Source organism: Neobacillus sp. (assembly GCF_031988165.1).
Lineage (GTDB): Bacteria > Bacillota > Bacilli > Bacillales > Cytobacillaceae > Neobacillus > Neobacillus rhizosphaerae.
In genome coordinates this window covers 1-21405 of the sequence record NZ_DALZYO010000060.1, presented here as the reverse complement: position 1 = coordinate 21405, position 21405 = coordinate 1, and the positions used below count along the sequence as shown (strand labels likewise).

22 protein-coding genes and 1 pseudogene are annotated in these 21405 nt (G+C 41.3%); 4 read left to right on the top strand and 19 right to left on the bottom strand.

Annotated features, from left to right (window positions below; all coding sequences use genetic code 11):
* Window positions 1–219: 219 nt before the first annotated feature.
* From RTR43_RS24040 to RTR43_RS23990, 11 genes are all read right to left on the bottom strand, one after another.
* On the bottom strand, window positions 220–366 hold the full coding sequence (locus RTR43_RS24040) for a hypothetical protein (protein WP_312476239.1): 147 nt from the start codon (window positions 364–366) through the stop codon (window positions 220–222).
* 318 nt (window positions 367–684) lie between these two features.
* A complete protein-coding gene (gene buk / locus RTR43_RS24035) occupies window positions 685–1749 on the bottom strand; it encodes a butyrate kinase (protein WP_312476237.1) in 1065 nt (354 codons plus the stop codon).
* Window positions 1742–2296: a 2-oxoacid:ferredoxin oxidoreductase subunit gamma family protein gene (locus tag RTR43_RS24030; protein ID WP_312476235.1), complete on the bottom strand. Its 555-nt coding sequence runs from the start codon at window positions 2294–2296 to the stop codon at window positions 1742–1744. Before RTR43_RS24030 ends, buk begins: the two co-directional genes overlap by 8 nt.
* 11 nt (window positions 2297–2307) lie before the next feature.
* Entirely contained in the window at window positions 2308–3057 is a 750-nt protein-coding gene (locus RTR43_RS24025) for a thiamine pyrophosphate-dependent enzyme (protein ID WP_312476233.1), read from the bottom strand.
* Window positions 3054–4118 (bottom strand): 3-methyl-2-oxobutanoate dehydrogenase subunit VorB, encoded by a 1065-nt coding sequence (gene vorB, locus RTR43_RS24020; RefSeq protein ID WP_312476231.1) that lies wholly within the window; start codon window positions 4116–4118, stop codon window positions 3054–3056. Before vorB ends, RTR43_RS24025 begins: the two co-directional genes overlap by 4 nt.
* A gap of 23 nt (window positions 4119–4141) precedes the next feature.
* Complete coding sequence (locus RTR43_RS24015) at window positions 4142–4363, bottom strand: 4Fe-4S binding protein (protein ID WP_312476229.1); 222 nt, start codon at window positions 4361–4363, stop codon at window positions 4142–4144.
* A gap of 16 nt (window positions 4364–4379) precedes the next feature.
* Window positions 4380–5039 (bottom strand): nucleotide-binding protein, encoded by a 660-nt coding sequence (locus tag RTR43_RS24010; RefSeq protein ID WP_312476227.1) that lies wholly within the window; start codon window positions 5037–5039, stop codon window positions 4380–4382.
* A 2-nt stretch (window positions 5040–5041) separates the two neighbouring features.
* Window positions 5042–5965: a phosphate acyltransferase gene (locus tag RTR43_RS24005; protein ID WP_312476225.1), complete on the bottom strand. Its 924-nt coding sequence runs from the start codon at window positions 5963–5965 to the stop codon at window positions 5042–5044.
* 62 nt (window positions 5966–6027) lie between these two features.
* Entirely contained in the window at window positions 6028–7098 is a 1071-nt protein-coding gene (locus RTR43_RS24000; protein WP_312476240.1) for a Glu/Leu/Phe/Val dehydrogenase dimerization domain-containing protein, read from the bottom strand.
* A 328-nt stretch (window positions 7099–7426) separates the two neighbouring features.
* The gene (locus RTR43_RS23995) at window positions 7427–8824 is read right to left on the bottom strand and encodes an amino acid permease (RefSeq protein WP_312476223.1); all 1398 of its coding nucleotides are present in this window, start codon (window positions 8822–8824) and stop codon (window positions 7427–7429) included.
* A 106-nt stretch (window positions 8825–8930) separates the two neighbouring features.
* Entirely contained in the window at window positions 8931–10544 is a 1614-nt protein-coding gene (locus RTR43_RS23990) for a sigma 54-interacting transcriptional regulator (RefSeq protein ID WP_312476221.1), read from the bottom strand.
* Between the two features lie 264 nt (window positions 10545–10808).
* On the opposite strand from RTR43_RS23990, the gene RTR43_RS23985 reads away from it, so the two are divergent.
* The 4 genes from RTR43_RS23985 (at window position 10809) to RTR43_RS23970 (ending at window position 13713) form a co-directional block, all read left to right on the top strand.
* Window positions 10809–10946, top strand: coding sequence for a hypothetical protein (locus RTR43_RS23985; protein WP_312476219.1), 138 nt, complete (start codon window positions 10809–10811; stop codon window positions 10944–10946).
* A gap of 24 nt (window positions 10947–10970) precedes the next feature.
* On the top strand, window positions 10971–11639 hold the full coding sequence (locus RTR43_RS23980) for a DNA alkylation repair protein (protein WP_312476218.1): 669 nt from the start codon (window positions 10971–10973) through the stop codon (window positions 11637–11639).
* Window positions 11640–11770: 131 nt separating this feature from the next.
* Window positions 11771–12625: a Cof-type HAD-IIB family hydrolase gene (locus RTR43_RS23975; protein ID WP_312476215.1), complete on the top strand. Its 855-nt coding sequence runs from the start codon at window positions 11771–11773 to the stop codon at window positions 12623–12625.
* Between the two features lie 14 nt (window positions 12626–12639).
* Window positions 12640–13713, top strand: a complete 1074-nt coding sequence (locus RTR43_RS23970; protein ID WP_312476213.1) for a PQQ-dependent sugar dehydrogenase — start codon at window positions 12640–12642, stop codon at window positions 13711–13713.
* Window positions 13714–13772: 59 nt separating this feature from the next.
* Here RTR43_RS23970 and RTR43_RS23965 read toward each other — a convergent pair whose 3' ends face one another.
* The 8 genes and pseudogenes from RTR43_RS23965 to RTR43_RS23930 form a co-directional block, all read right to left on the bottom strand.
* Entirely contained in the window at window positions 13773–14675 is a 903-nt protein-coding gene (locus tag RTR43_RS23965; protein WP_312476211.1) for a FixH family protein, read from the bottom strand.
* Entirely contained in the window at window positions 14672–15349 is a 678-nt protein-coding gene (locus RTR43_RS23960) for an ABC transporter ATP-binding protein (RefSeq protein ID WP_312476209.1), read from the bottom strand. Before RTR43_RS23960 ends, RTR43_RS23965 begins: the two co-directional genes overlap by 4 nt.
* Window positions 15346–16143, bottom strand: coding sequence for an ABC transporter permease (locus RTR43_RS23955; protein ID WP_312476207.1), 798 nt, complete (start codon window positions 16141–16143; stop codon window positions 15346–15348). Before RTR43_RS23955 ends, RTR43_RS23960 begins: the two co-directional genes overlap by 4 nt.
* Window positions 16107–17447, bottom strand: coding sequence for a nitrous oxide reductase family maturation protein NosD (gene nosD / locus RTR43_RS23950; protein ID WP_312476206.1), 1341 nt, complete (start codon window positions 17445–17447; stop codon window positions 16107–16109). The genes RTR43_RS23955 and nosD overlap by 37 nt, the downstream gene beginning before the upstream one ends.
* Window positions 17444–18022, bottom strand: coding sequence for a hypothetical protein (locus RTR43_RS23945; RefSeq protein ID WP_312476204.1), 579 nt, complete (start codon window positions 18020–18022; stop codon window positions 17444–17446). Before RTR43_RS23945 ends, nosD begins: the two co-directional genes overlap by 4 nt.
* Window positions 18023–18106: 84 nt before the next feature.
* Window positions 18107–19972: a Sec-dependent nitrous-oxide reductase gene (nosZ, locus tag RTR43_RS23940; protein WP_312476202.1), complete on the bottom strand. Its 1866-nt coding sequence runs from the start codon at window positions 19970–19972 to the stop codon at window positions 18107–18109.
* A 17-nt stretch (window positions 19973–19989) separates the two neighbouring features.
* A complete protein-coding gene (locus RTR43_RS23935; protein ID WP_312476201.1) occupies window positions 19990–20430 on the bottom strand; it encodes a cytochrome C in 441 nt (146 codons plus the stop codon).
* 660 nt (window positions 20431–21090) lie between these two features.
* Window positions 21091–21324: pseudogene (locus RTR43_RS23930) on the bottom strand (transposase); the annotation flags it as partial.
* Window positions 21325–21405 lie beyond the last annotated feature (81 nt).

Genomic DNA, 21405 nt, shown 5'->3' with positions numbered 1-21405 from the left:
ACCTAATAAAGGCGGTGAGAGCAGAGCTAGACTTCACATCTTTCGTCTAGTGAAAAGGGTATTTCACTTAAACTGGTTAAAGTGATTCATTTTTGCGGCGCTCCGCCCCTTTTCCACAGAAAAGAGAAAATGACGTATGTTAATTCACACGTCATTGCAAATGTAATTTTCTAAGATACACAATAGACGAAACTCTTTAGAAAAAATGCCAGCTCTCGGTTATTTTTTCTTTTTTTTCTGGGTGTGATTATTTTGATTACCCTTGCTATTATCACCGCTGACAAACTCATTCGCAAATTCTGCTTCTGCATGACCTGCCTTTGGTGAATTTTGATTTCGGCTGCCTTTGTTAAATTTTTTAGTCAAATAAAAAACTCCTTTCCAGTAAACTAGATTTATTGTTGGCGTCGGAGGATTTATTTATGTAAGTTTCTTGCGAAAAAAATGCTCAACCTCACGTAAGAGAAACTCGTGGAATAAAGCCGGCGGAGAAAAACCTGCTGTCACCCAGTGCCAACAGGTTATTCTTTATAAGATAAAAAAGTATAAAATTTTGACTTTGAGAAGTATCTAGCTCCACAAGGAAGAATTCGGAGCATTAGCATCCAAGCAGGAATAGCGTTAGCTTTTTCGAGGAGCCACCAGCGGCTAGTGTACTTCGCTAAACGGGCGCTTACGCTTTTCTCAATAAATTTTTGCTTGCTCTTGATTTGTCAAAACTCTAATGGCACCTGCTGCGAGGGCTTCTAGTTCCTCCTCGCCGGGAACCACATAAATATCAGCTAAAAAGCTGATCTTTTTCTTGATTTTCTCAACGATTAATTCTGAATAGCAGAGACCACCGGTTAAAATGATTCCATCAATATGCCCTTCAAGGACTGTCGCCATGGCTCCGATTTCTTTTCCAAGCTGATGTATCATGGAATTTAGGACGAGGGTCGCTTGTTCATCTTCGTTCAATACCCGTTGTTCCACTTCAACCATACTTTTCGTGCCTAGATAGGAATAGACACCGCCGACCTTAGTGATTTTCGTCAGCACTTCTTGTTCATTATATTTCCCTGAATAGCAAAGCTTCACAAGTTGTTTTGCTGGAAGCGTCCCTGTTCTCTCAGGGGAGAATGGACCTTCATTATCGGCATTATTGACGTCTATGATTCTACCTTTTCGGTGAGCAACAACGGAAATACCTCCGCCAATATGGGCAACGACAAAGTTTAAATCCTCAAAAGGAGTATTTAATTGTTGAGCGATTTTCCTTGAAACAGCTTTAATATTTAAGGCGTGGACTTGGCTAACTCTTTCAATCTCAGCCATTCCGGATAGCCGGGACTCGGCAATCAATTCGTCCACACCAACAGGGTCAACAATAAAGGCTGGAATGTCTAGGTTATCAGCTAATTCGCCAGCTATGACCGCCCCAAGATTGGACGCATGTTCCCCAAACCTTGAAGATAGCGCATCCCCTATCATATATTCATTCACTAAATAGGTGCCGCTTTCAAGGGGCTTTAATAAGCCCCCGCGGCCAACGATTCCGTCCAGCTTGTTAAGGTTAAATTTTCTTTTTTCTAAATTCATGAGTAACGTTTCAAGGCGAAATGGAAGCTGGTCTGCAACTGTTTTAAATGGCATCATTTCATTATCATCGTGACGGACCGTTTCACTAAAGAGAAGGTCATCCCCTTGAAATATAGCGAATTTTGTCGAGGTAGAGCCTGGATTGATGGCTAAGACAGTTTTAGACATAAGCGTTGGTCCTTTCCTTCCATTGAAAACCAATCTCTAATGCCTTTTTATTTAGCTTTAGCCGCTCTGGCTTCTTGTTACCGATCATTTCTTCCATCCCTTTATACAAATCATCTATTGATAGAATGGTAGTTTCTTTGATAAATGCACCGAGCAAAATCATATTTAAGAGCGAGTTTGTTCCTAGCTCGTCTGCTAATGGTTTTGTATTTATAGCCAACCATTCGACAGGAAGTCCTTCGGGCTTCATTTGCTGAATCATCGAGCCATCGAATAGGATTTTGCCATTGGTTTCAACACTATCTTGAAATTTTTCCAATGATGGGCTATTGAGGGCAAGAAGTGTTGTACACTGATTGACAATGGGTGAGGTAATTTCTTTTTCAGAAATAATGACCGAACAATTTGCTGTACCGCCTCTCATTTCGGGGCCATAGGAAGGAATCCATGATACATGTTTGCCAGTTACCATCCCCGTAAAAGCTAAAAGTTTTCCAGTGAATAGAACCCCTTGACCACCAAAACCAGAGATTATTACTTTTTCCATTATATTCACTCCTATGCCTTTGCCATTTCTGGGGTTTTTAATTCTCCTAATGTATAATAGCTTCCTAAATGATCTTGAAGCCACTTCAGTGATTCAGTTGGCGAAAGCCCCCAATTGGTAGGACAGGTTGATAAAACACTGACAAAGGAAAATCCTAGTCCGGCTAATTGAACTTTAAACGCCTTTTTTATCGCTCTTTTCGCTTTCATCACATTCTCGGGAGTATCAACCGAAACAGAAGCAACATAAGCAGCACCGCGGATGGTGCTCATCATTAACGGTAGATCTAGTGGAAAGCCTGCCAAATCAGCATCTCTTCCGTATGGTGAGGTAGCTGTTTTTTGACCAATTAATGAGGTTGGTGCCATTTGTCCACCGGTCATGCCATAAATACCGTTATTGACAAAAATGGAAGTGAATTTTTCACCACGTGCAGCTGCATGAATGGCTTCCGCAATCCCAATGGAGGCCATATCCCCATCCCCTTGATAGGTAAATACGATCTTTTCAGGTAAGGACCGTTTAATCCCAGTGGCAATCGCTGGTGCCCGACCATGTGCCCCACATTGGAAATCGATATTGAAATACTGTTCCATAAAACCAGAGCAGCCGACTGGTGCAACCCCAATTGTTTTTTCCAAGAGGTTTAGTTCTTCAAGGACCTCGCCCAAAATACGATGGATGATTCCGTGAGTGCAGCCAGGGCAATAATGGAACGGTTTATCGATTAATGCTTTTGTTTTTTTAAAGGTTTGTTTCATGCGAATACCCCCTGGGTGCAAAAGACAGCTTCGAATTTTTCGATGATTTCCTTGTGCTGTGGTGTGATGCCACCTTGTCTGGAGTAGAATTCAACTGGCGCTATGCCATTCACCGTTAATTTTACATCTTCAATCATTTGTCCAGCGCTCATTTCCACCACCATATAGCCTTTAATTTGATTAAAGTAAGGTGTAAAGGCGTTTTTCGGGAATGGCCATAAGGTAATCGGGCGTATCATCCCAACCTTCATCCCTTTTTCTCTTAGCTCCTCGACAGCTCCCTTCACAATTCGGGCACTTGTGCCATATGCCACAAAGGCGTATTCGGCATCAGCCATCAAGTAACTTTCCCAGCGTTGTTCGGCTTCCGCCATTTTACGATACTTTTCTTCAAGATAAAGTGCCTTCGTTTCGCCGGCTTCATTTTGCAGATTGTAAGAGGAGATGACATTGCGCTCGCGTCCCTCGGCACCGGTCGTTGCCCATGATTTATCGACAGCAATTGGCTCGTATTCTTTGAAGGTGACTGGTTCCATCATTTGTCCAAGCACGCCGTCAGCGAGAATCATAACGGGATTCCTGTGAATATCAGCGAGGTCAAATCCGTCGATAATAAAATCCGCCATTTCTTGCACCGAGCTTGGAGCAAGAACGATTAAACGGTAGTCCCCGTGTCCGCCACCTTTTGTTGCTTGAAAATAATCAGCCTGTGATGGGCCTAATCCCCCGAGTCCAGGGCCAGTACGCATAATATTAACCACAACCGCGGGCAATTCATTGGCAGCCATGTAAGAAAGGCCTTCTTGCTTTAAACTGATTCCCGTACTTGAGGAAGCGGTCATGACTCGTTTTCCCGACCCAGCCGATCCAAATACCATATAAATGGCGGCAACTTCACTTTCTGCTTGAACAAAAGTACCGCCTACTTTGGCCATTTTGGTCGCCATATATTCGATAATTTCTGTAGAAGGGGTGATTGGATAGCCAAAATAATGGCGGCAATTGGCACGAATAGCGGCTTCGGCTATTGCCTCATTCCCTTTCATTAAATACTTTTTCATACTCATCCCCCGTTTCCGGTAAATTAATCAATAAAAACCTTTATCGCGATTTCTGGACACATTACGGCACATTTGTTACAGGCAGTACATCCATCAGGATGTTGCTGCAGGGCAGGAAAGTACCCTTTACTGTTCGGCTCGTTTGTCAAAGATAGGGTTTCTTGCGGACAAACGGAAACACAAAGCCCACAGCCTTTGCAGAGATTTTCATCGATTGTTACATAAGCGTTTTTTGTTTTTAACATAGGACACCTCTAAGCTTCACCATTTAAGCTGTTCAAGACGGACAATTGGATAAATGGGTGAATGAATTTTCCTGCTAACGTCAGCTGCCAAATTCTCTACGATACAATTTCCTAAGAAGAGAACGGCTAATTTCTCAGCAGCGGATGAAACGATCTTTTCGCTTGCTAAAATATCTTCAAGCTCAGTAAAACCCTGTAAATTAGAATTATTGATGATACCAGTAATTTTTAATCGCGAAATGGCTTGCAGAGAATAAAACATCTCAATTATTTCTTCGATTGTTTCCGACCCTGGACGAAAGGTATTGACGACAAACACCAACTCATAATCGAGCGTTTGAATCGTTTGTGCCAAACTGCTTAAAACGGTAGTTCCGCACGCATTTCCGCCAACATCCAAAATTAATTTCTTTTCCTTTTGTAGGGAGCCATAAATTTGTGCTGGCAAAAAGGGCATTTCCGCATAGGCAATTTCTGGGTCCGGAATAATAAGTTCAATCCCATATTCTTCAAATTTATTGATCCAATCCCGTGAGCGGAAATAAGGATTATTAACATCAATATCAGCAAGGGCAACTGAACCTCGCGCCTGATAGGCTAAATTCACCGCTAAGGTTGTTTTTCCAGAACCATAATGGCCAATCAGAATGGTAAGTTTCTTTTTTAATAGATTCATCGTCAAACCGTACTTGTTTCACATTTATATGAAGAAACTACCGCTAGCGCAATCGATGCCAGCTTTGCCTTTGAGGAATCAGACCTGGAATTTAAAATGAGCGGGACCTTTGCACCTAAGACGATTCCAGCCATGGTTCCACCGGCAAAATAGGTGATCGCCTTACCAAAAATATTCCCTGCCTCAATCGTCGGAACGACTAACAGATCAGCTTTTCCATCAAGCTTGCTCACCAGGCCTTTATGCAGTAAAGAAGTTTCAGAGATGGCAAGATCGAGTGGCAGTGGTCCCTCGATAAGCAGGCTTTTCGGATATTCCCGTTCAAAAAATCGAGTGATTTCCTGTGCTTCTCCTGTTACTGGCATTTTTGGGTTCATTCGTTCATTTGCCGCTAGCAAGGCAACACGAGGTTCCATAAGGCCGATCGTATGGAGAAACAGGGAGGCATTTACAATGATTTCTTTTTTTTGTTCTATTGATGGCTGGATGTTTAATCCTCCATCTGTCATATAAACAATTCGGTCAAAGCCCGGAATCTCGAATGCAGATAAATGGCTAATCAACCTGTTTGATTTCAGTTTTAATTCTTTATGCAATACCCCTTTTAAAAATGGTGTACTATTCGCCAGCCCTTTCATGATGGCCTTTGCCCTGCCTGTTGAAGCTAGCTCAGTTGCGAGGAAGCAGGCCTCATCCTCCCCTGAGGCATGATAGAGTTTGAAGGGGTGAAGATCGAATGATAATTTTTCAGCGAGTTCTATCGTTTTTTCCCGATCACCGACAAAAAGGGGCTCAATTAGTCCAAGCTCCACTGCTTCCTGAACAGCCTTGAGGACTTCCACATCATGAGCCTGGGCAATGCTAATGGGGAGCGGATGTTCCGTTTGGGCCTTTTGGATAACTTCAGAGAAATTTTTAAACCGCATTTTGTACCTCCAGCTAAATATTAACTCTCCTCCTAGAATCCTCTAGGAGGAGAATAAAAGGATCAACCTGTATATTTCGTCTTAATTCGGCCTATTTTTTCAATTTTGGTTTCGACTAAACGGTTTGCAGCTTTATAGGTTGGGATATTTTCTTGTTTCGAAATCTGATAGATTTGTCCGAGAATATCGTAAATATGTTCAGCATTTCTAAAGGCGCGGTCCTTATTATAGGTGTGAAGCTCATCAGCAACCTGAATGAGCCCACCGGCATTGGCAAGATAATCAGGTGCATAAAGAATACCTTTTTCATGGAGGATGTCGCCGTGTCTTTCTTCTGCCAAAACGTTATTGGCGGCACCGGCAATCGCTGAACATCTAAATTGCGTTAACGTCTCATCATTGATAACAGCACCAAGGGCATTTGGTGAGAAAATATCACAATCGACACGATAGATGTCATCAGGATCAACTGCTTGAATATCCGGGTATTTACTAATGACTCTATCGACATTTTCTTGATAAATATCGGTAACGACTAGTTTTGCCCCTTCACCATAAAGGTGGTCGACAAGAAATGATCCAACTTTACCTAACCCTTGGACAGCAATGGTGAGACCTTTTAACGTATCAGACCCGAAGACTTCCTTCGCCGTTGCTTTAATGGCTTTCCAAACACCGAAGGCTGTAATGACGGCTGAGTTCCCGCTGCCGCCGTATTCTTCAGGTAAACCAACAAGGTACTTTGTTTGCTTCGCAGCAGAAACAAAATCCATGCTAACGGTTCCTACATCTGTTCCGGTGTAATATCTGCCCTTTAATGTTTCAATAAAGGTGCCAAAGGCTTGGAAAAGTTCATCAGATTTATCAGTGTGTGGGTCACCAATGATGACAGCTTTTCCACCACCAAAATCAACTCCAGATACACCGCATTTATAGGTCATTCCTTTTGATAATCGGAGCACATCTTGTAAGGCCTCATCGGTTGTTTTATAGGGCCACATGCGGCAGCCGCCAAGAGCTGGTCCGAGAGTTGTATCATGAATAGCAATAATCGATTTTAAATCAGTTGTTTTGTCATAATTAAAGATAATTTGTTCGTGTCCGTTTTCCTTCATTGCTTCAAAAATATCCAAGATTTTTTTTTGTTCTTCTGTAATGACCATCATTTACCCCTCCAAAGCTGTATTTAGATATACAACTTTATCTGTTGCAATTTTTGTGCCAATTGTAGAATCAACATAAGCCCTGAGTGCAACGGATAAATGAACAGAAAGATTGTAAACGTTTTCACGAATGGTTCGAAAACTTGACACTTTTTCTTAACACTGTTCAAAAAAGTTGGCAGAAAGAAAAGCGGAAGCGCTCGTTTTAGTGGCGCTTCCGCTGGACAATTCTCAAAGTCGAAATTTTCTTTCTTATCTTTAAAAAAAGCATCGATCACTTTGACCGATGCCCATATCATTAAACTGCTTTTTTACTTAGGCTTGTTTCACCAGGTTTAGCCCGATTCTTTAACTTAAATCCAACATATAGAACAAGGAACCATACAGGTGCAACGTATAAAGCAATACTCATTCCATCGATAAAGGCCATTAGAACAATGACCATCGCTAAAAAGGCAAGTGCAATATAGGAGGAATACGGGAAGAAGGGAAGTTTGAAATCAAGTTTACTAACTTCCTCTTTCGATTTCGCTTTTCTAAAGGCAATTTGTGTGATTAAAATAATCGTCCAGCTTGTTACAACTGCGACGGTTGCGACAGCTGAGATGTAAATAAACACCTTTTCAGGGACAACATAATTTAAAAATACAGCAATTAATAGAAATGCAGATGAGAATAAAATACCTCTACTTGGTGTACTCCACTTATTTAATTTTCCGAAATACTTCGGGCCGTTATTTTGCAAGGATAGATTGTAAAGCATTCTTCCTGTACTAAAAAGTCCGCTGTTAAAGGCCGAAAGCGCTGCTGTTAGAACAACGAAGTTAATAAGGTCTGCTGCCCCAGGAATCCCGATTTTATCAAAAATCAATACGAAGGGACTGCCGTTTGAGCCTACTTCATTCCATGGGTATAAGGTCATCATGATACCCAGGGCACCTACATAAAAGATGAGAATACGCCAAATTACGCTATTAATCGCTTTTGGAATGGTTTTCTTAGGGTCAGTGGCTTCACCCGCGGTAATCCCAATTAATTCAACGCCACCAAATGAGAACATAACCATTACAAGCGAAAAGAGCAAGCCTTTCATTCCATGTGGGAACATGCCGCCGTGGGACCAAAGATTGCTAAACCCTATTGCGTGACCACCGTTACCAAAGCCGAAGAAGACAATCGCTAAACCAGCCGCGATCATTCCTACAATAGCGACTACTTTTATTAAGGCAAACCAGAATTCAAATTCACCGTATGCCTTAACATTGACGAGATTGATACAGGTAATTAATAATAAGGCAGCGAGAGCAGACGCCCATTGTGGAATATCAGGGAACCAGTAGTTCACATAAACCCCGATAACAGTAATCTCTGCCATACCGACGACAACCCACATAAACCAGTAAGTCCAACCGGTTAAATAACCGGCAAATGGTCCAAGGTAGCGATTGGCATATGAGCTAAACGAACCTGATACCGGCTCAGCCACTGCCATTTCGCCCAGTGCCCTCATAATGGTGAATATAATCATTCCCCCAATCATGTAGGAAAAAATGACGGACGGACCAGCCAACTGGATGGTTGATGTGGAACCGTAAAAGAGTCCGACCCCGATTGCTCCCCCAAGAGCAATTAACTGAATGTGTCGATTGCTTAACCCTCTCTTTAAATTTTCCTTCTCTTGAACTTTTTTCCCCATTTAAAACACCCCATTTTATAAAATAAAAAGTTCATCTATCAAATATGCAATTTTTATGCCAAAAAAAATTGAGTTAAGAAATGAAAGTCTTAACTCAATACTATAATCATTGAACCTGTTCATAGTCAATTCCATATTTTTTCATTTTGTTGAGGACCGTTGTATTGGAAATTCCTAAAACCCTTCCTGCCTTTCTAGAGGAATCATGGGTTTTGAGAACCTGTAAGATGACCTTTTTCTCAACTTCATCCACGATGTCTTTTAATTGCGGGAACTCCTTATTCAAATTGATATGGATGGAAACAACATTTTCTTCAGTGCTGCTCAATCTTTGTGGGGTTTCTAGGTTGATCCATTGACAAATATCAAAAACAGTAATTTCCGGGTGGGTAACGACATTCAAGATTCTTTCAAGAGCGTTTTCAAGCTGACGAACATTTCCCGGCCAAGGTTGGCGAGTTAAGTAATTCATACTTTCGTTAGGCAATTTAATTTCAGACCTGCCCAGTTTTAGGCAAATTTTCCCTATTAAATGATTGATTAAAAGAGGCAGATCTTCTCTTCTTTCTCTCAAAGGAGGTATATGAATGGGTACGACATTAAGCCGATAATATAAATCTTCTCTGAATGAGTCTTGTTTCACCATTTCCTCTAAATTTCGGTGGGTGGCAGCGATAATTCGAACATCGATTTTCACTTCCTTATGTCCGCCAATTCTTCGGATCGTATTCTCTTGTAAAACTCGAAGCAGGCGCACTTGCATATGGGGAGATAATTCACCGATTTCATCTAAGAAAAGTGTTCCTTTATCTGCTTGTTCAAATAGACCTTTTTTTCCGCCCTTTAAGGCACCAGTAAATGAACCGTCCTCATAGCCAAAAAATTCACTTTCAAGTAAATTCTCAGGAAGAGCCGCACAATTAATAACAACAAACGGCTGCTCATAACGATTGCTTTCCATTTGGATGGCCTTAGCAAATAATTCCTTGCCAGTGCCGCTTTCCCCTCTTAGCAAGATAGTAGATTTACTTTTCGCTACCATCGCGGCTGTTTCAATAACCTGCTTCATCCGACTGCTTTGAAAGATAATATCGTCAAAGGAAAATGGTTTTCTTTTATCCACCTTTGAAATAATTTCTTCTATTTGTTTATAATCCTTAATTGTAGCAACGGCACCAATAATTTCGCCATCATTATTGACAATAGGAACACCGCTCGTTAAATAATGGATATTTTTATTTCCTTTTTTTATTTTTACTTCTTTCAGTTTATAGGGTACCCCTGTTTGGATTGTATTTATGATGGGGATGTCCGTCTCTAGTAAATCTTTAACGTGTCTTCCGATAACTTGATTATTTGTAAAGTGGAAAATTTTAATGGCTACATCATTAATATGGGTGACGACCCCATCCTTATTAATGGCGATGATGCCTTCACTGACAGAATTTAAAATGGTTTCCAATTGTCGTTCTCTTTGTTCATGAGGCATCGAGCCATGGAAGGTAATCGTATGAATATCCTTTATTTTTTTTAGCTGTAAAACAAAATCATTTAGTTCTTCAAGGGTAATCCCTTTAAATTTGATCGTCATTTTTCCACTTACCTTTGCTTCCATTCCCAGTAAGCTTATATTTTGCTGTCTTAGTAAACTAAAAACTTCATAGCCTAATCCAAGTCGATCATGAAACCCAATTTGCAGAACGTACTCTTTCCCCCGCATGATATTCTCCCTTTCCCCAATAACTTAAAAGGCCCATGCCCCCACATGGAAACCCTTTCATAAAATATTATAGTTCACAAATATTCCATAAAATCTTTCTAACTTTTACATATTTATGAAATATTAGTTTTTAAGGTAATTATTTTTGAAAACAGGAAAATCCTTGTGTACCTTCTCGTGATGTAGGCTGAAAAAGAATAAAGGGATACCAGCTTAATAGGAGAATTACTACATATGGAAAAATAAACACAGGAGTGTATCGAATTGAGTCTCCGTTTAGCCATCCGTTTTTGGAAAAAGATATTGATCAACAATCAATTCCCATACGAGAAAGTTTTCGATGAGGAAGATGGAGAAGAAATTGGATCGCAAGTATTTTTAACCAACAATACGGAGAACTAGCATGAAGAGAGAGGACTGATTTTTTTGGATGCAAAGGTTGTCTTGTTGACGGATTTGTTTGAGAAAAACCGTAATGAAACGGAAGCTGTGCCGATGAAAAATTATTTGAAGGGCCATTTTGCCTTCTTAGGAATCAAGTCACCGTTACGAAAGGAATTAGAAAAGCATTTTTTTAAAGATACAGGGTTGTTAAAAGAACCATTTAGCAAGGAATTTATTGTCGAGCTTTGGGAAAAGGATGAAAGGGAATATCAATATACGGCCTTGACTTATATAGAAAAATCCTTGAATAAGCTGCAGAAAGCCGATTTGCCGTTCATGGAGCAGTTAATTACCACGAAATCATGGTGGGATACCGTTGATGCGATTGCGCCCAAGGCAGTTGGAAAAATCGCTGATAAGTTTCCAGATGTGATCGCAGAAACAATTGATGGCTGGGCGACGCATGAACATATGTGGCTTAGACGGGCAGCGATTCTTTTTCAATTAAAATACAAACAGAAAACGGATGAAGAGCTGCTTTATCAATACATCCGGCAAAATGCCGCTAGTAAGGAATTTTTTATCCAAAAGGCGATTGGCTGGGCGTTACGAGAATATTCGAAAACAAATCCGACATCCGTGAAGCAGTTTATCTTGGGTCAGCCGTTAGCTCCGTTAAGCGTTCGTGAAGGCAGCAAGTATCTGGATTGAGCAGATTGGAGATAATAACCAGACATTCATGTTAGAATGGCACTAATAAGACAATCGGAGGCGCCTGCTTAGTGAAGGGAAACAGACGCTGGTGCTAGACTGTTTTCAAAAAATGTAGAAGGTGGAACAACATGATAAAATGTATTGCATCAGACATGGATGGAACATTATTGAATTCTGTTCAGCAAATCAGTAAGGAAAATATGGAAGCCATTATAAAAGCACAATCACAGGGAGTAGAATTTGTCGTGGCTACAGGCAGATCCTATCAAGAAGCAACCTACGTCTTAGCTGAGGCTGGGTTGAACTGCCCGGTAATTTGTGTGAATGGAGCAGAGGTACGCTCGAAAGAAGGGGAAGTTATTTCAGCAACGCCCATCGGTAAGCAATTGACACGAGAAGTTGCCGCAAATTTAAGGGAACATGATGTGTATTTCGAGGTATATACAAATAAGGGCGCCTACACGATTGATGCCGACAAAGCGATTTCGACGCTCGTGGATATCATTGTCAGCGCCAATCCCGATGTAAACCGTGAAGAGATTGTACATGCTGCAGGAGCCAGATTACGTAATGGCTTGGTCCATCCAATTGATGATTATGAAATTCTGTTTACAGACGAAAAGTATCAAATTTATAAACTACTTGCTTTTTCATTTGATGCTGACAAGCTTGGAGCAGCTAGCAACTCGCTTGCAGAGTTTGACGAATTGGCTGTTTCCGCATCAGGTCATGAAAACCTCGAAATTACGAATAAAAGGGCGCAAAAAGGGATTGCCCTTGAAGCATTTGCCAAAGCAAAAGGGATTTCCATGGCGGAGACAATGGCGATTGGTGATAATTATAATGATGTCTCAATGTTTGAAAAAGCTGGAAGATCGGTTGCAATGGGAAATGCAAGCTACGAAATTAAGTCTCTATGTGATGTAATTACGGACACGAATGAGGAAAGCGGTGTAGCAAAGGCGATTTTAGAAGTGTTATAGGTAGGGGGGCCCTCATGGACAAAGCTGTTTCTATTTTACTTGTGATGATATTGTTGCTTTCTGGCTGTTCTTTTTTTGAAAAAAAGGATGTGCATCAAGAGGACAATGTGGTCGCTATTACGCAAACTGACGTAGAAGTAGTCGCTGAAAATTTATCTGTCCCATGGTCGATTGATCAGGTGAATCAAACTTTCTACATTAGTGAACGGACCGGCAGCGTTGTCAAAATCGAAGACGGTAAAATGGAACGCCAGCCTGTGCATTTAGAAATGCCGCTGGCAGATGCGGCTGAAGCGGGACTACTTGGCTTTGTCCTTGACCCCAAGTTTCCGGAAAACCAAAAAGCATATGCATATTATACTTATTCCGATGAGGGGAAAGGTCAATTTAATCGGATCATCGTATTAAAGATGAATGGTACCGAATGGGTAGAAGGAGAAGTTCTTCTCGATAAAATTCCCAGTGCTACCTATCATCATGGGGGTAGACTGAAGATAGGTCCTGACGGAATGCTTTATATTACAACAGGCGATGCAACATCGCCGGCCCTCGCACAAAAGCTGAACTCGTTAAATGGGAAAATATTACGGATGAATCTAGATGGAACGATCCCCAGTGATAATCCCTTTGTGAATTCTTATGTCTACAGTTATGGCCACCGGAATCCACAAGGGCTAGTGTGGATCCAAGGTGTGCTGTATGAGAGTGAGCACGGCCAATCGGCCCATGACGAAATCAATGTGATCAAACAAGGTGCCAATTACGGCTGGCCGGTTATTCAAGGGATGAGTAAGAGAGCAGGTATGGAGACGCCGTTATTTCAATCTGGAGATGAAACTTGGGCGCCTTCAGGAATGGCAGTCGCTGATGGCAAGCTTTTTGTGGCGACGTTAAGAGGGAATGCCGTTCGGGAGTTTGATTTAGAAAAGAAAAAGACAAAGCCCGTGGTTACCGGGCTGGGAAGAATTCGAGACATCTATGTTCATGGAGACTATTTATACTTTGTTAGCAACAACACTGATGGTCGTGGCACCCCCGATGAAAAAGACGACAAATTATATCGCGTTCCGTTAAGGGACTTGAAATAAATGGGAAACGGTGTCAGGCACCATGTGAAAAATTCACATGGTGCCTGACACCGTTTCCGTTATAGTATTTCAATTGTTAAGGAGTTGACCTGGGAGACGAGGAGTTCTTCGTATTTTTGCTGGGCTTGGTAGTAGATTTCTTGGTCTCCAGCTTTTGGGTTTTCCTTTTTAACTTGGTCGACTAAATCCTGTTGGACTTTCTTCGATAGGACAATCATCTTATACTGTTGCTTTTCAGTTGCCCAAAATTGGTCTGCGCCGTATTCAGTGATTAGCCTTTTCGCTGATTCAAACTGGTTATACTGGTCGCGGACCTTCGTTATTGCCTGGTCGACTTCAGCATCTGTCGCCTGGTGACCTTTTTCATCCGCGAGCATCGCCATGGAGCGGAGGCGGATAATTTGCGTGAGTAATTGGTTTTTATCGTCACTGATTTTTTCCTGCGAATCTAAGTAGGCTAGTTCTTCCTCTAACTGCTTACCACTATATTTTTTTTTTGCCGTTTCACGGTTGATTTCTAATTGAAGCTGATTAATCAACTGATAAAAGGCTAAATCCTCGTTGGTGATCCATTCACCGTTCATTTTTGCGACACCTTTAGGCATAACAACGTTGATATCGACTACTTTTTCTGCCTTTTTTCCATCCTTTACTAATGTAAAGGAGGCTTCATATTTACCTGTCATCGGCAGCTTCACTTTCCCGGAATAAGTACCGTTCTTTCCTTCAACCAGCTTTACATTATAGGTGCCGTGATCCATATTTGTCATTGACAGCTCCACTGAAACGTCAAGACCTTTAACCGCTTTTTTGTTTTCGGTTACTTTAATTTCAAACGCACTAGCCGTATCCTTTTGGTAATAGAGCTCCTTCGTGACCTCTATTTTATAATCAGGTCCCGAACTGCAGCCGGTTATCAGTGCGATCAGAAGAAGCAGCGCTAACATCACTCGTTTCTTCATGATTCCATTCCCCCTAAATGATGTGTTTCTAAAAATTCATCCACCGTGAATTTCTCCATTTTCCCATTATCTAAATAAGCAACATGTGTACAAACCTGGCGGATTTCATCGAGATGATGCGACGAGAGAAGAATCGTTTTATCATGAAGTGATTTCAATACCTCGAGGATTTCCTTTCTTCCCATCGGGTCAATCCCACTTGTCGGCTCATCTAAAATCAAAATGCTAGAATCTTGGTAGAGGGTTATCGCCAAACCAAGGCGCTGCAGCATTCCCTTAGAATAAGACTTTACCTGGACTTCGCGGTCGTCCCACAAGCTAACCGACCTTAGTGAAAGCTCAATCCGTTCGAGGTCAGCCGCCTTCTCAACAGCTTCCGCAAAAAAGGTCATATTCTCAAGCCCGGTCAGCATCGGGTAAAGCATAAACTTTTCTGGCAAGTAGGCAATCGCCTTTTTCCATTCGTCATTTTTCTTCTTGACTTTAATTCCATTAATCGCAATCGACCCTTGCTTCACAGGTAATAAACCTAGCAAACTATTAATGAACGTTGATTTCCCAGCGCCATTCCGGCCGACTAACGCGCAAATTTCATGTTTATGAACCTCAATCGTGATCGCATCTAGCACTGTTTTTTTTCCGAACGATTGGTTTAAATTCTCCACCTTTATCATTCGTACCCCTCCTTACGGTTGAACACAATCGCCGTACCAAAGGAAACGGCAAGCCAGAAAATCAAATTTCCAAGCAAAAAGAATACCGGCTTTGTCCACATGAATGCCTGCAATAGCCTTGACATGTGACCAAACGAATACACGCCCATCCCGGTTTCTAGGTACATTCTAACGGACTGAAGCGGATTTAAAAAATAAACGGATGAAAATAATTTTACATTTTCGTAGGTGACGTCAGGTAAAAATGATAGCAGAATAAAATCGTGCAGAAAGAAAAAGTAAAACCATACAAATATCGTATAGCCAATGATCTGCATCCGCGAACGGCTGAAGCTGCCGATAGCTGCCCCCATTTGCAAGAATATCAGTGCCATGAGCACAATCGCTGCCACAAATATCAAATAGCTTTTAATATCGAGTTGAAAAGTAAATTTTAATAGCAGTAAATACATGAAAAACCAACCAATGAGTGGGACAAGAACTACTGTATAGAGCCCGAGGCTTTTTTTAACCAAAAAGCTTGGATAATTGTCCTTCTTCGTCAACAGCATGATTAACGTCTTTTGTTCCTTTTCTTGAAAAATCGAGAACGCCCCGATAAATAGGCAAAGAATTGGAATAAAGTAAATGAGCGTATCAAACAGATTGATTAACAGAATATAAAATCCTTTATCAAAGGAAAGGGCGGTGGATCGAAACAAAATGCTGATTGTTAGGATAACAATGATGCTTAAAGAAAGCCACAGTCCTTTTCCTCTTATGTTTTCCTTCCATTCCTTCCAAATATAATGCATAGTTGATGTCTCCCCTTTATTAAGATCAACATGACCGCCAGTCCGATGGCAAGATAAATGATAGAAGAATGTTTGCCTTTTGCGGTTGTTAATGGGTGTAAATCCTTAAACATAACTTCATCGTCATTCAATGTTGCATTTATTTTTTCATAAATCGTAATCGCTGGACTTTTTAAAAATAAATTGGTTAGTTCTTGGTCCTCAATTAATTGGTGGAGGGAAGAATGATAGGTAATTGGAAAATCTCCGATGCCGTCTTGGTTTAAATCAGTCAACGGAAAGGTGGAGCCCCAATTGTTTCCTTTGCCATTCTTGCTCCAGGAATTGTTTTCTCCTTTGCCGCCAAGAGTAACCGCGGGAATCGTATTTTCGGAAATTTGGTTTAGCGTGAACGTTTGGTCATTGGAACTGGCCCAAAGCTCAATGCCAATTTGATTTTGGATAATTTTATTGTTGAGAATCGTATTTCTCGTGGCCTGGTCAATATACAATCCTCGCTGGTTCATGTAAAAGGTATTGTTTTTTATATAATTATCATTGGCTTGTAAAAGCAATAAGCCAAACGATTGGTTTCCATAGTTAATGATAAATTGGTTGTTTTCTAATTTCAGGTGATTCGAGTTCATGACAGCAGCGCCGCCAGTATTCATCGTAAACACATTTCTTTTAAAAATATTTTCGTCTGAATACATGTAATGCAGACCATATCGAGTATTGGTAATGTTATTGTCATAGCTTCTATTGTTATTGGCATAATCAAAGAACATGCCGTCCCGTGTGCCGTCGACGGTGTTGTTGGATAATAGATTATCATTTGCATAGAAAACATGAATTCCATTACCCTGGGCGGCAATTTCCCCTTTCCCCATTCCTTTAATATCGTTATAACGGATGATATTATGGTGGGCCTTGCTTAAATAAATACCGTGAAAAGAATGGCGGATTTTGATGTGCTCAATCACATTGTTATCTGAATAAATCTTGATAGCTGCGTATTCCTCGGCAGAGTTTCGGTTCATGCTGCCGTGGGTTACCGTTAAATGGCTAAGCTTCACATGAGGAGCTTTGACAGAAATTACGTTACCGGTTCCGTCTCCTGTGATCACGGTTTTATTTGCGCCAATAATCGTCATGCTTTTAGTGATGACGATATTGCCTTCATACGTTTTATTTTCAAGCTTCAACACCGCCCCCTCTTTCATGGAGTCGATGATTGCTTGCAAGTTTTCGGCTGCCATATTTTTCTCAGGTTTCACGAGGAAAAAGAGAGAAAAAACGAAAAGAAAGAGCGTCATTTTTTTCATTTTTTTCGATCCTTCCATAACGGAATTAGCAATAGAATAAAGGCTGCGATCACGAAATAGATACCTGTACCAAGTAAGCTGTGTGTCGTAAAGTTTGCTACCGTATTCTGTCCAATAATCGGCGGGACAAATGGATCAATTTTAATCGGTGCTTTTGGACTTAAATTTGTCCCGTATTTTTGCAAGGCGAAATGAAGATCCAATACTCCTGCCACACCGCCAATGGTAATAATGCCAATTAATCCGTAAAGCACTTTCTTATTGCGAAGGATGGCAGTTAAAAGAGTAATGACGGCTAAACCACCAATAAGGTAGGAAAGGTAGGATAATTCAGGGAAATTTTCTTTACTGAAATTCGACATTCCGATATAGTGGTTAAGCCCGTTAATAATATCAATTTCTCCCTGTAGCTTGTTCGGATAGACAATAATATTTAAACCTTCAGGATATTGCGGTGCATAAAAGACCATCTTCCACCACGGAAAAAATAAGGAAACAACAATTAATATGGCTGAAAGGGTTATGAGTAATGAAGAAGTAATCGATAATTTATGGCTTTTCCTACTATCATTCAAGATAACCACTCCTTTTATAGTGACAAATTGATTGAATAGAGAGGGGTATCAACCTCTCAAATTGATACCCACACATCATGATTTTTAATTCTTCGGTTTTACTAGGAAGTAGCCGTTCATTTCCTGATGCAGTGCAGAGCAGAAGTTTGTACAGTAGAGTGGGAATGTCCCCGCTTTATCGGCCGTAAACTCCATGGTATTCGTTTGGCCAGGCTGTACTTCCATGTTTAAGTCATAGCTGTTGATGGCAAAACCATGAGTAATATCCTCATCGAAGTCAATATTGGTTAAATGGATAAATACATGGTCCCCTTGGTTAACCTCAATCACGTCAGGGCGTTTTGCTTTATGGTCAAAAATAAATCTGGAGCGCATCGCAATCCCGTATACGTGAACTTCGTTGCCTTTACGAACAATCTTTGTATCATTTTGTTTATAGACGGCATCTGGATTCTTTGAATCCTTTGGATAAACATTAATAGTCTTAATCTTATCTGCCTTAATCATCTGGGCATAGTGCGGCTCTGGATCAACCGGTGCCGACAGAATGACCTTCATTTTGCCGCTGATGTCAATTAACTGCATCGATTCAGGGTGGGAAGGTCCTACTGATAAGTAGCTGTCCTTGGCAATTTTGTTCAAGGCAACGAGCCAATGTCCATCAGGCGATACGGTGTCGCCCTCAGCGGCAACAGAGTGTCCTGGTGAGTATTGTACAGGGACACGGTCTAATGTCTTCCCAGTCTTAGGATCCCACTTAACAATTTCAGAAGAAATGAACATGGTGGTATAGGCCATGCCTTTGTCATCAAATTGTGTATGAAGTGGTCCAAGCGCATTTTCAGGGTTTACTTCTCGTTCCATGACTGATTTGTAATTAAGAATCGGAATCCCGTTACGTTCACCAGCAAATTCCTTGTTTTCAACAGCCTTAAATGCTTTTTCAAATGAGAACACAGTCATCGTAGGTGCGAGTTTACCAGAGGCGATGAAGTATTTGCCGTCAGGTGTGACGTCCACGCCGTGTGGTGATTTCGCAACCGGCACTAAATAAATGCCACCCTTTTGTTTTTCAGGGTAAATCATCTTTTGACCATCAACATCTTCGTACTTTCCTTCTTTAACCATCTTCTCAAGCTCTTTCCAGTTAAAAAGAACGATATAGTCACGGTCTGCTTGTGATGCATTCACTTCCATTGTGGTTGTTGATTCTTCTGTATTATAGGTGGTCATAACGGCCCAATCAGCCGAGCCTTTTTTACCAGCATCAGACAGGTCATAGGACCAAGGTGGAAGGGCAACCTGGTAAGCAATATTTAACTTGACATTCTTTTCGTCAAAGGTAACTGCAGACATGACCCCGCGGTATTTTTGGCTGTAGTCGTCAAGTGATTCATACTTTTGACCCACCGGTACAGCGAAACGAGTTGGCAGGAACATATACTCCGTATTTTCTGTAACAAATGCGGCGCAGTGAGGACCGGCCGTGTTTGGAACCTTGATGATGTCTTTTGTCGTGAACGTTTTCAAATCAACGACAGCTGCACGGCTGTTGCCGACATCGGTTGCGAACATCCATTTCCCATTATAGTCGCCTTTTGTTTCCGAGAAGGCTGGATGGTGAAGATCACCCCAAGTATAGCCGCCCATAAGTTTTTTGGAATGCTCATCAAAGCCATAGCCTGTTGCGGAATCCTGTGAGAAAACCGGAATGGTTCTGATTTTTCGCATCGATGGAACCCCATAGATAAACATTTGACCAGAGTGGCCGCCGGATGCAAATAAGTAATAGTCATCTTTTTGACCGAATGGAACATAAACCTTTTCGGCATTGCTCTTGTTGCTAGAAGCAGCTTCAGTGTTTGTTTTTCCGGAAAAGTCCGCAAAAGAGATTGTTGCTGCAATGAAACCGACAAGCAAACCTGAAACAATCGGAATCCATTTTTTCATTCAATTACACCACCTTTTTATTTCGCTTCAGATGCTTGCTTAAGTAGGTCTAAAACCTGCTTACGCTCATCATCTGTTAATGGATTTTTACCAATAACGCCTGACATAACGGCTGAAGTTGGCTGTTTTAAGAATTCTTCAATCGGCTTGCCATGTTTTCCTTCAACGTTAACAAAGGCTTGTGAAAGGTCCGGCCCGACTTGGCCTCCTTTTAAGTTCAATGCTTCAACGCTATGGCAGCCAAGGCATCCTCGTTTATTAAGAATGTTGTCTTCGCTGACTGAAGAAGTTGCTGTTTCTTTTGAATCAGGACTCTTTGTGGTAGTGGAGTCCTTTGTTTCTGTCTGTGTTACCTGCGGTTGTTTTTCGGAGTCCCCCATTATGACACCAAATACAAGATAGCCAAGGCCGAAGCCAAGTAGAGCACAAATAACAAAGCTAATGATTGCTTTTTGCACGATTGTCCCCCCTCCTTTTTTGGCCGATAGGAAAGTGAATTTTCCCATCAGGCATAAGTGCAACTACGCCTCATGAACCGCCCTTAGGTTGCTAATCGGCGAGTTTTCTTTATCTAATGAACAACTCCATCCTAAACTCTCATTGTTATTAAAAGTGTGATGCATCGCACAGGAAAATAATTATTTTTGAACATTTTGCGAAAGCGCTACCAAAGTGTAGTAAAACAGCATTTTAAAAAATGAACGTTTTGTGAACATCGTCACTGTATGGTGAGGAAAAGGTGTTAATAATGGATGGTAATAATTGTGTTTCGTGAGGAAGGAAAAAGAAATCAAAGGTGTTGGGAAACGTGAATCGTGTTGAGTGTTTAAAGGATCCGGATCGTGCTGTCTTTGTACGCTGTTGCACCGTGAATATTAACAAAGAAAAAGCCCTCCGACTACGAAGGGATCAGATTGTCGAGAAAGGGTATATTTCTCGGCAATTTTTTATTAATGGATTTGCCCTGCTAACTGGCCTGTTGATTTCCGCTCCGGGCACTCGCTTTCCGCGGGGAGGTCCGGGAGCCTCCTCGGCTCTTTGGAGCCTGCGGGGTCTCCCGTGACCTCTCTATCCCGCAGGAGTCGAGTGCCCTCCGCTCCAATCAACAGGGTGGCAAATCAACCTAAAGAATGGCAACACACTTTTTCTAACCTGGCAAAGTGTGTCGCAATCTTTTTTATATTTTGGCAGGCTGCTGTAAGGAGAGCCTGTTCACTTGCATTCTATAATCCCCGTAACCGGCAGTAGCGAAGCCCATGCAGCTCTTTTGAGTCTGCGAAGCTTCGCTCCATTTTTTCCTTTCTAAATTTATAAAGCAATTTTCCCGATTTAGATAAGCGATTTAACCTTACCTATACCGTAAAGATAACCAATAAAGATCATTTTAAACAAAATTAGGGGATCAGATGGGCGGCCGTTATCATCACTATAAT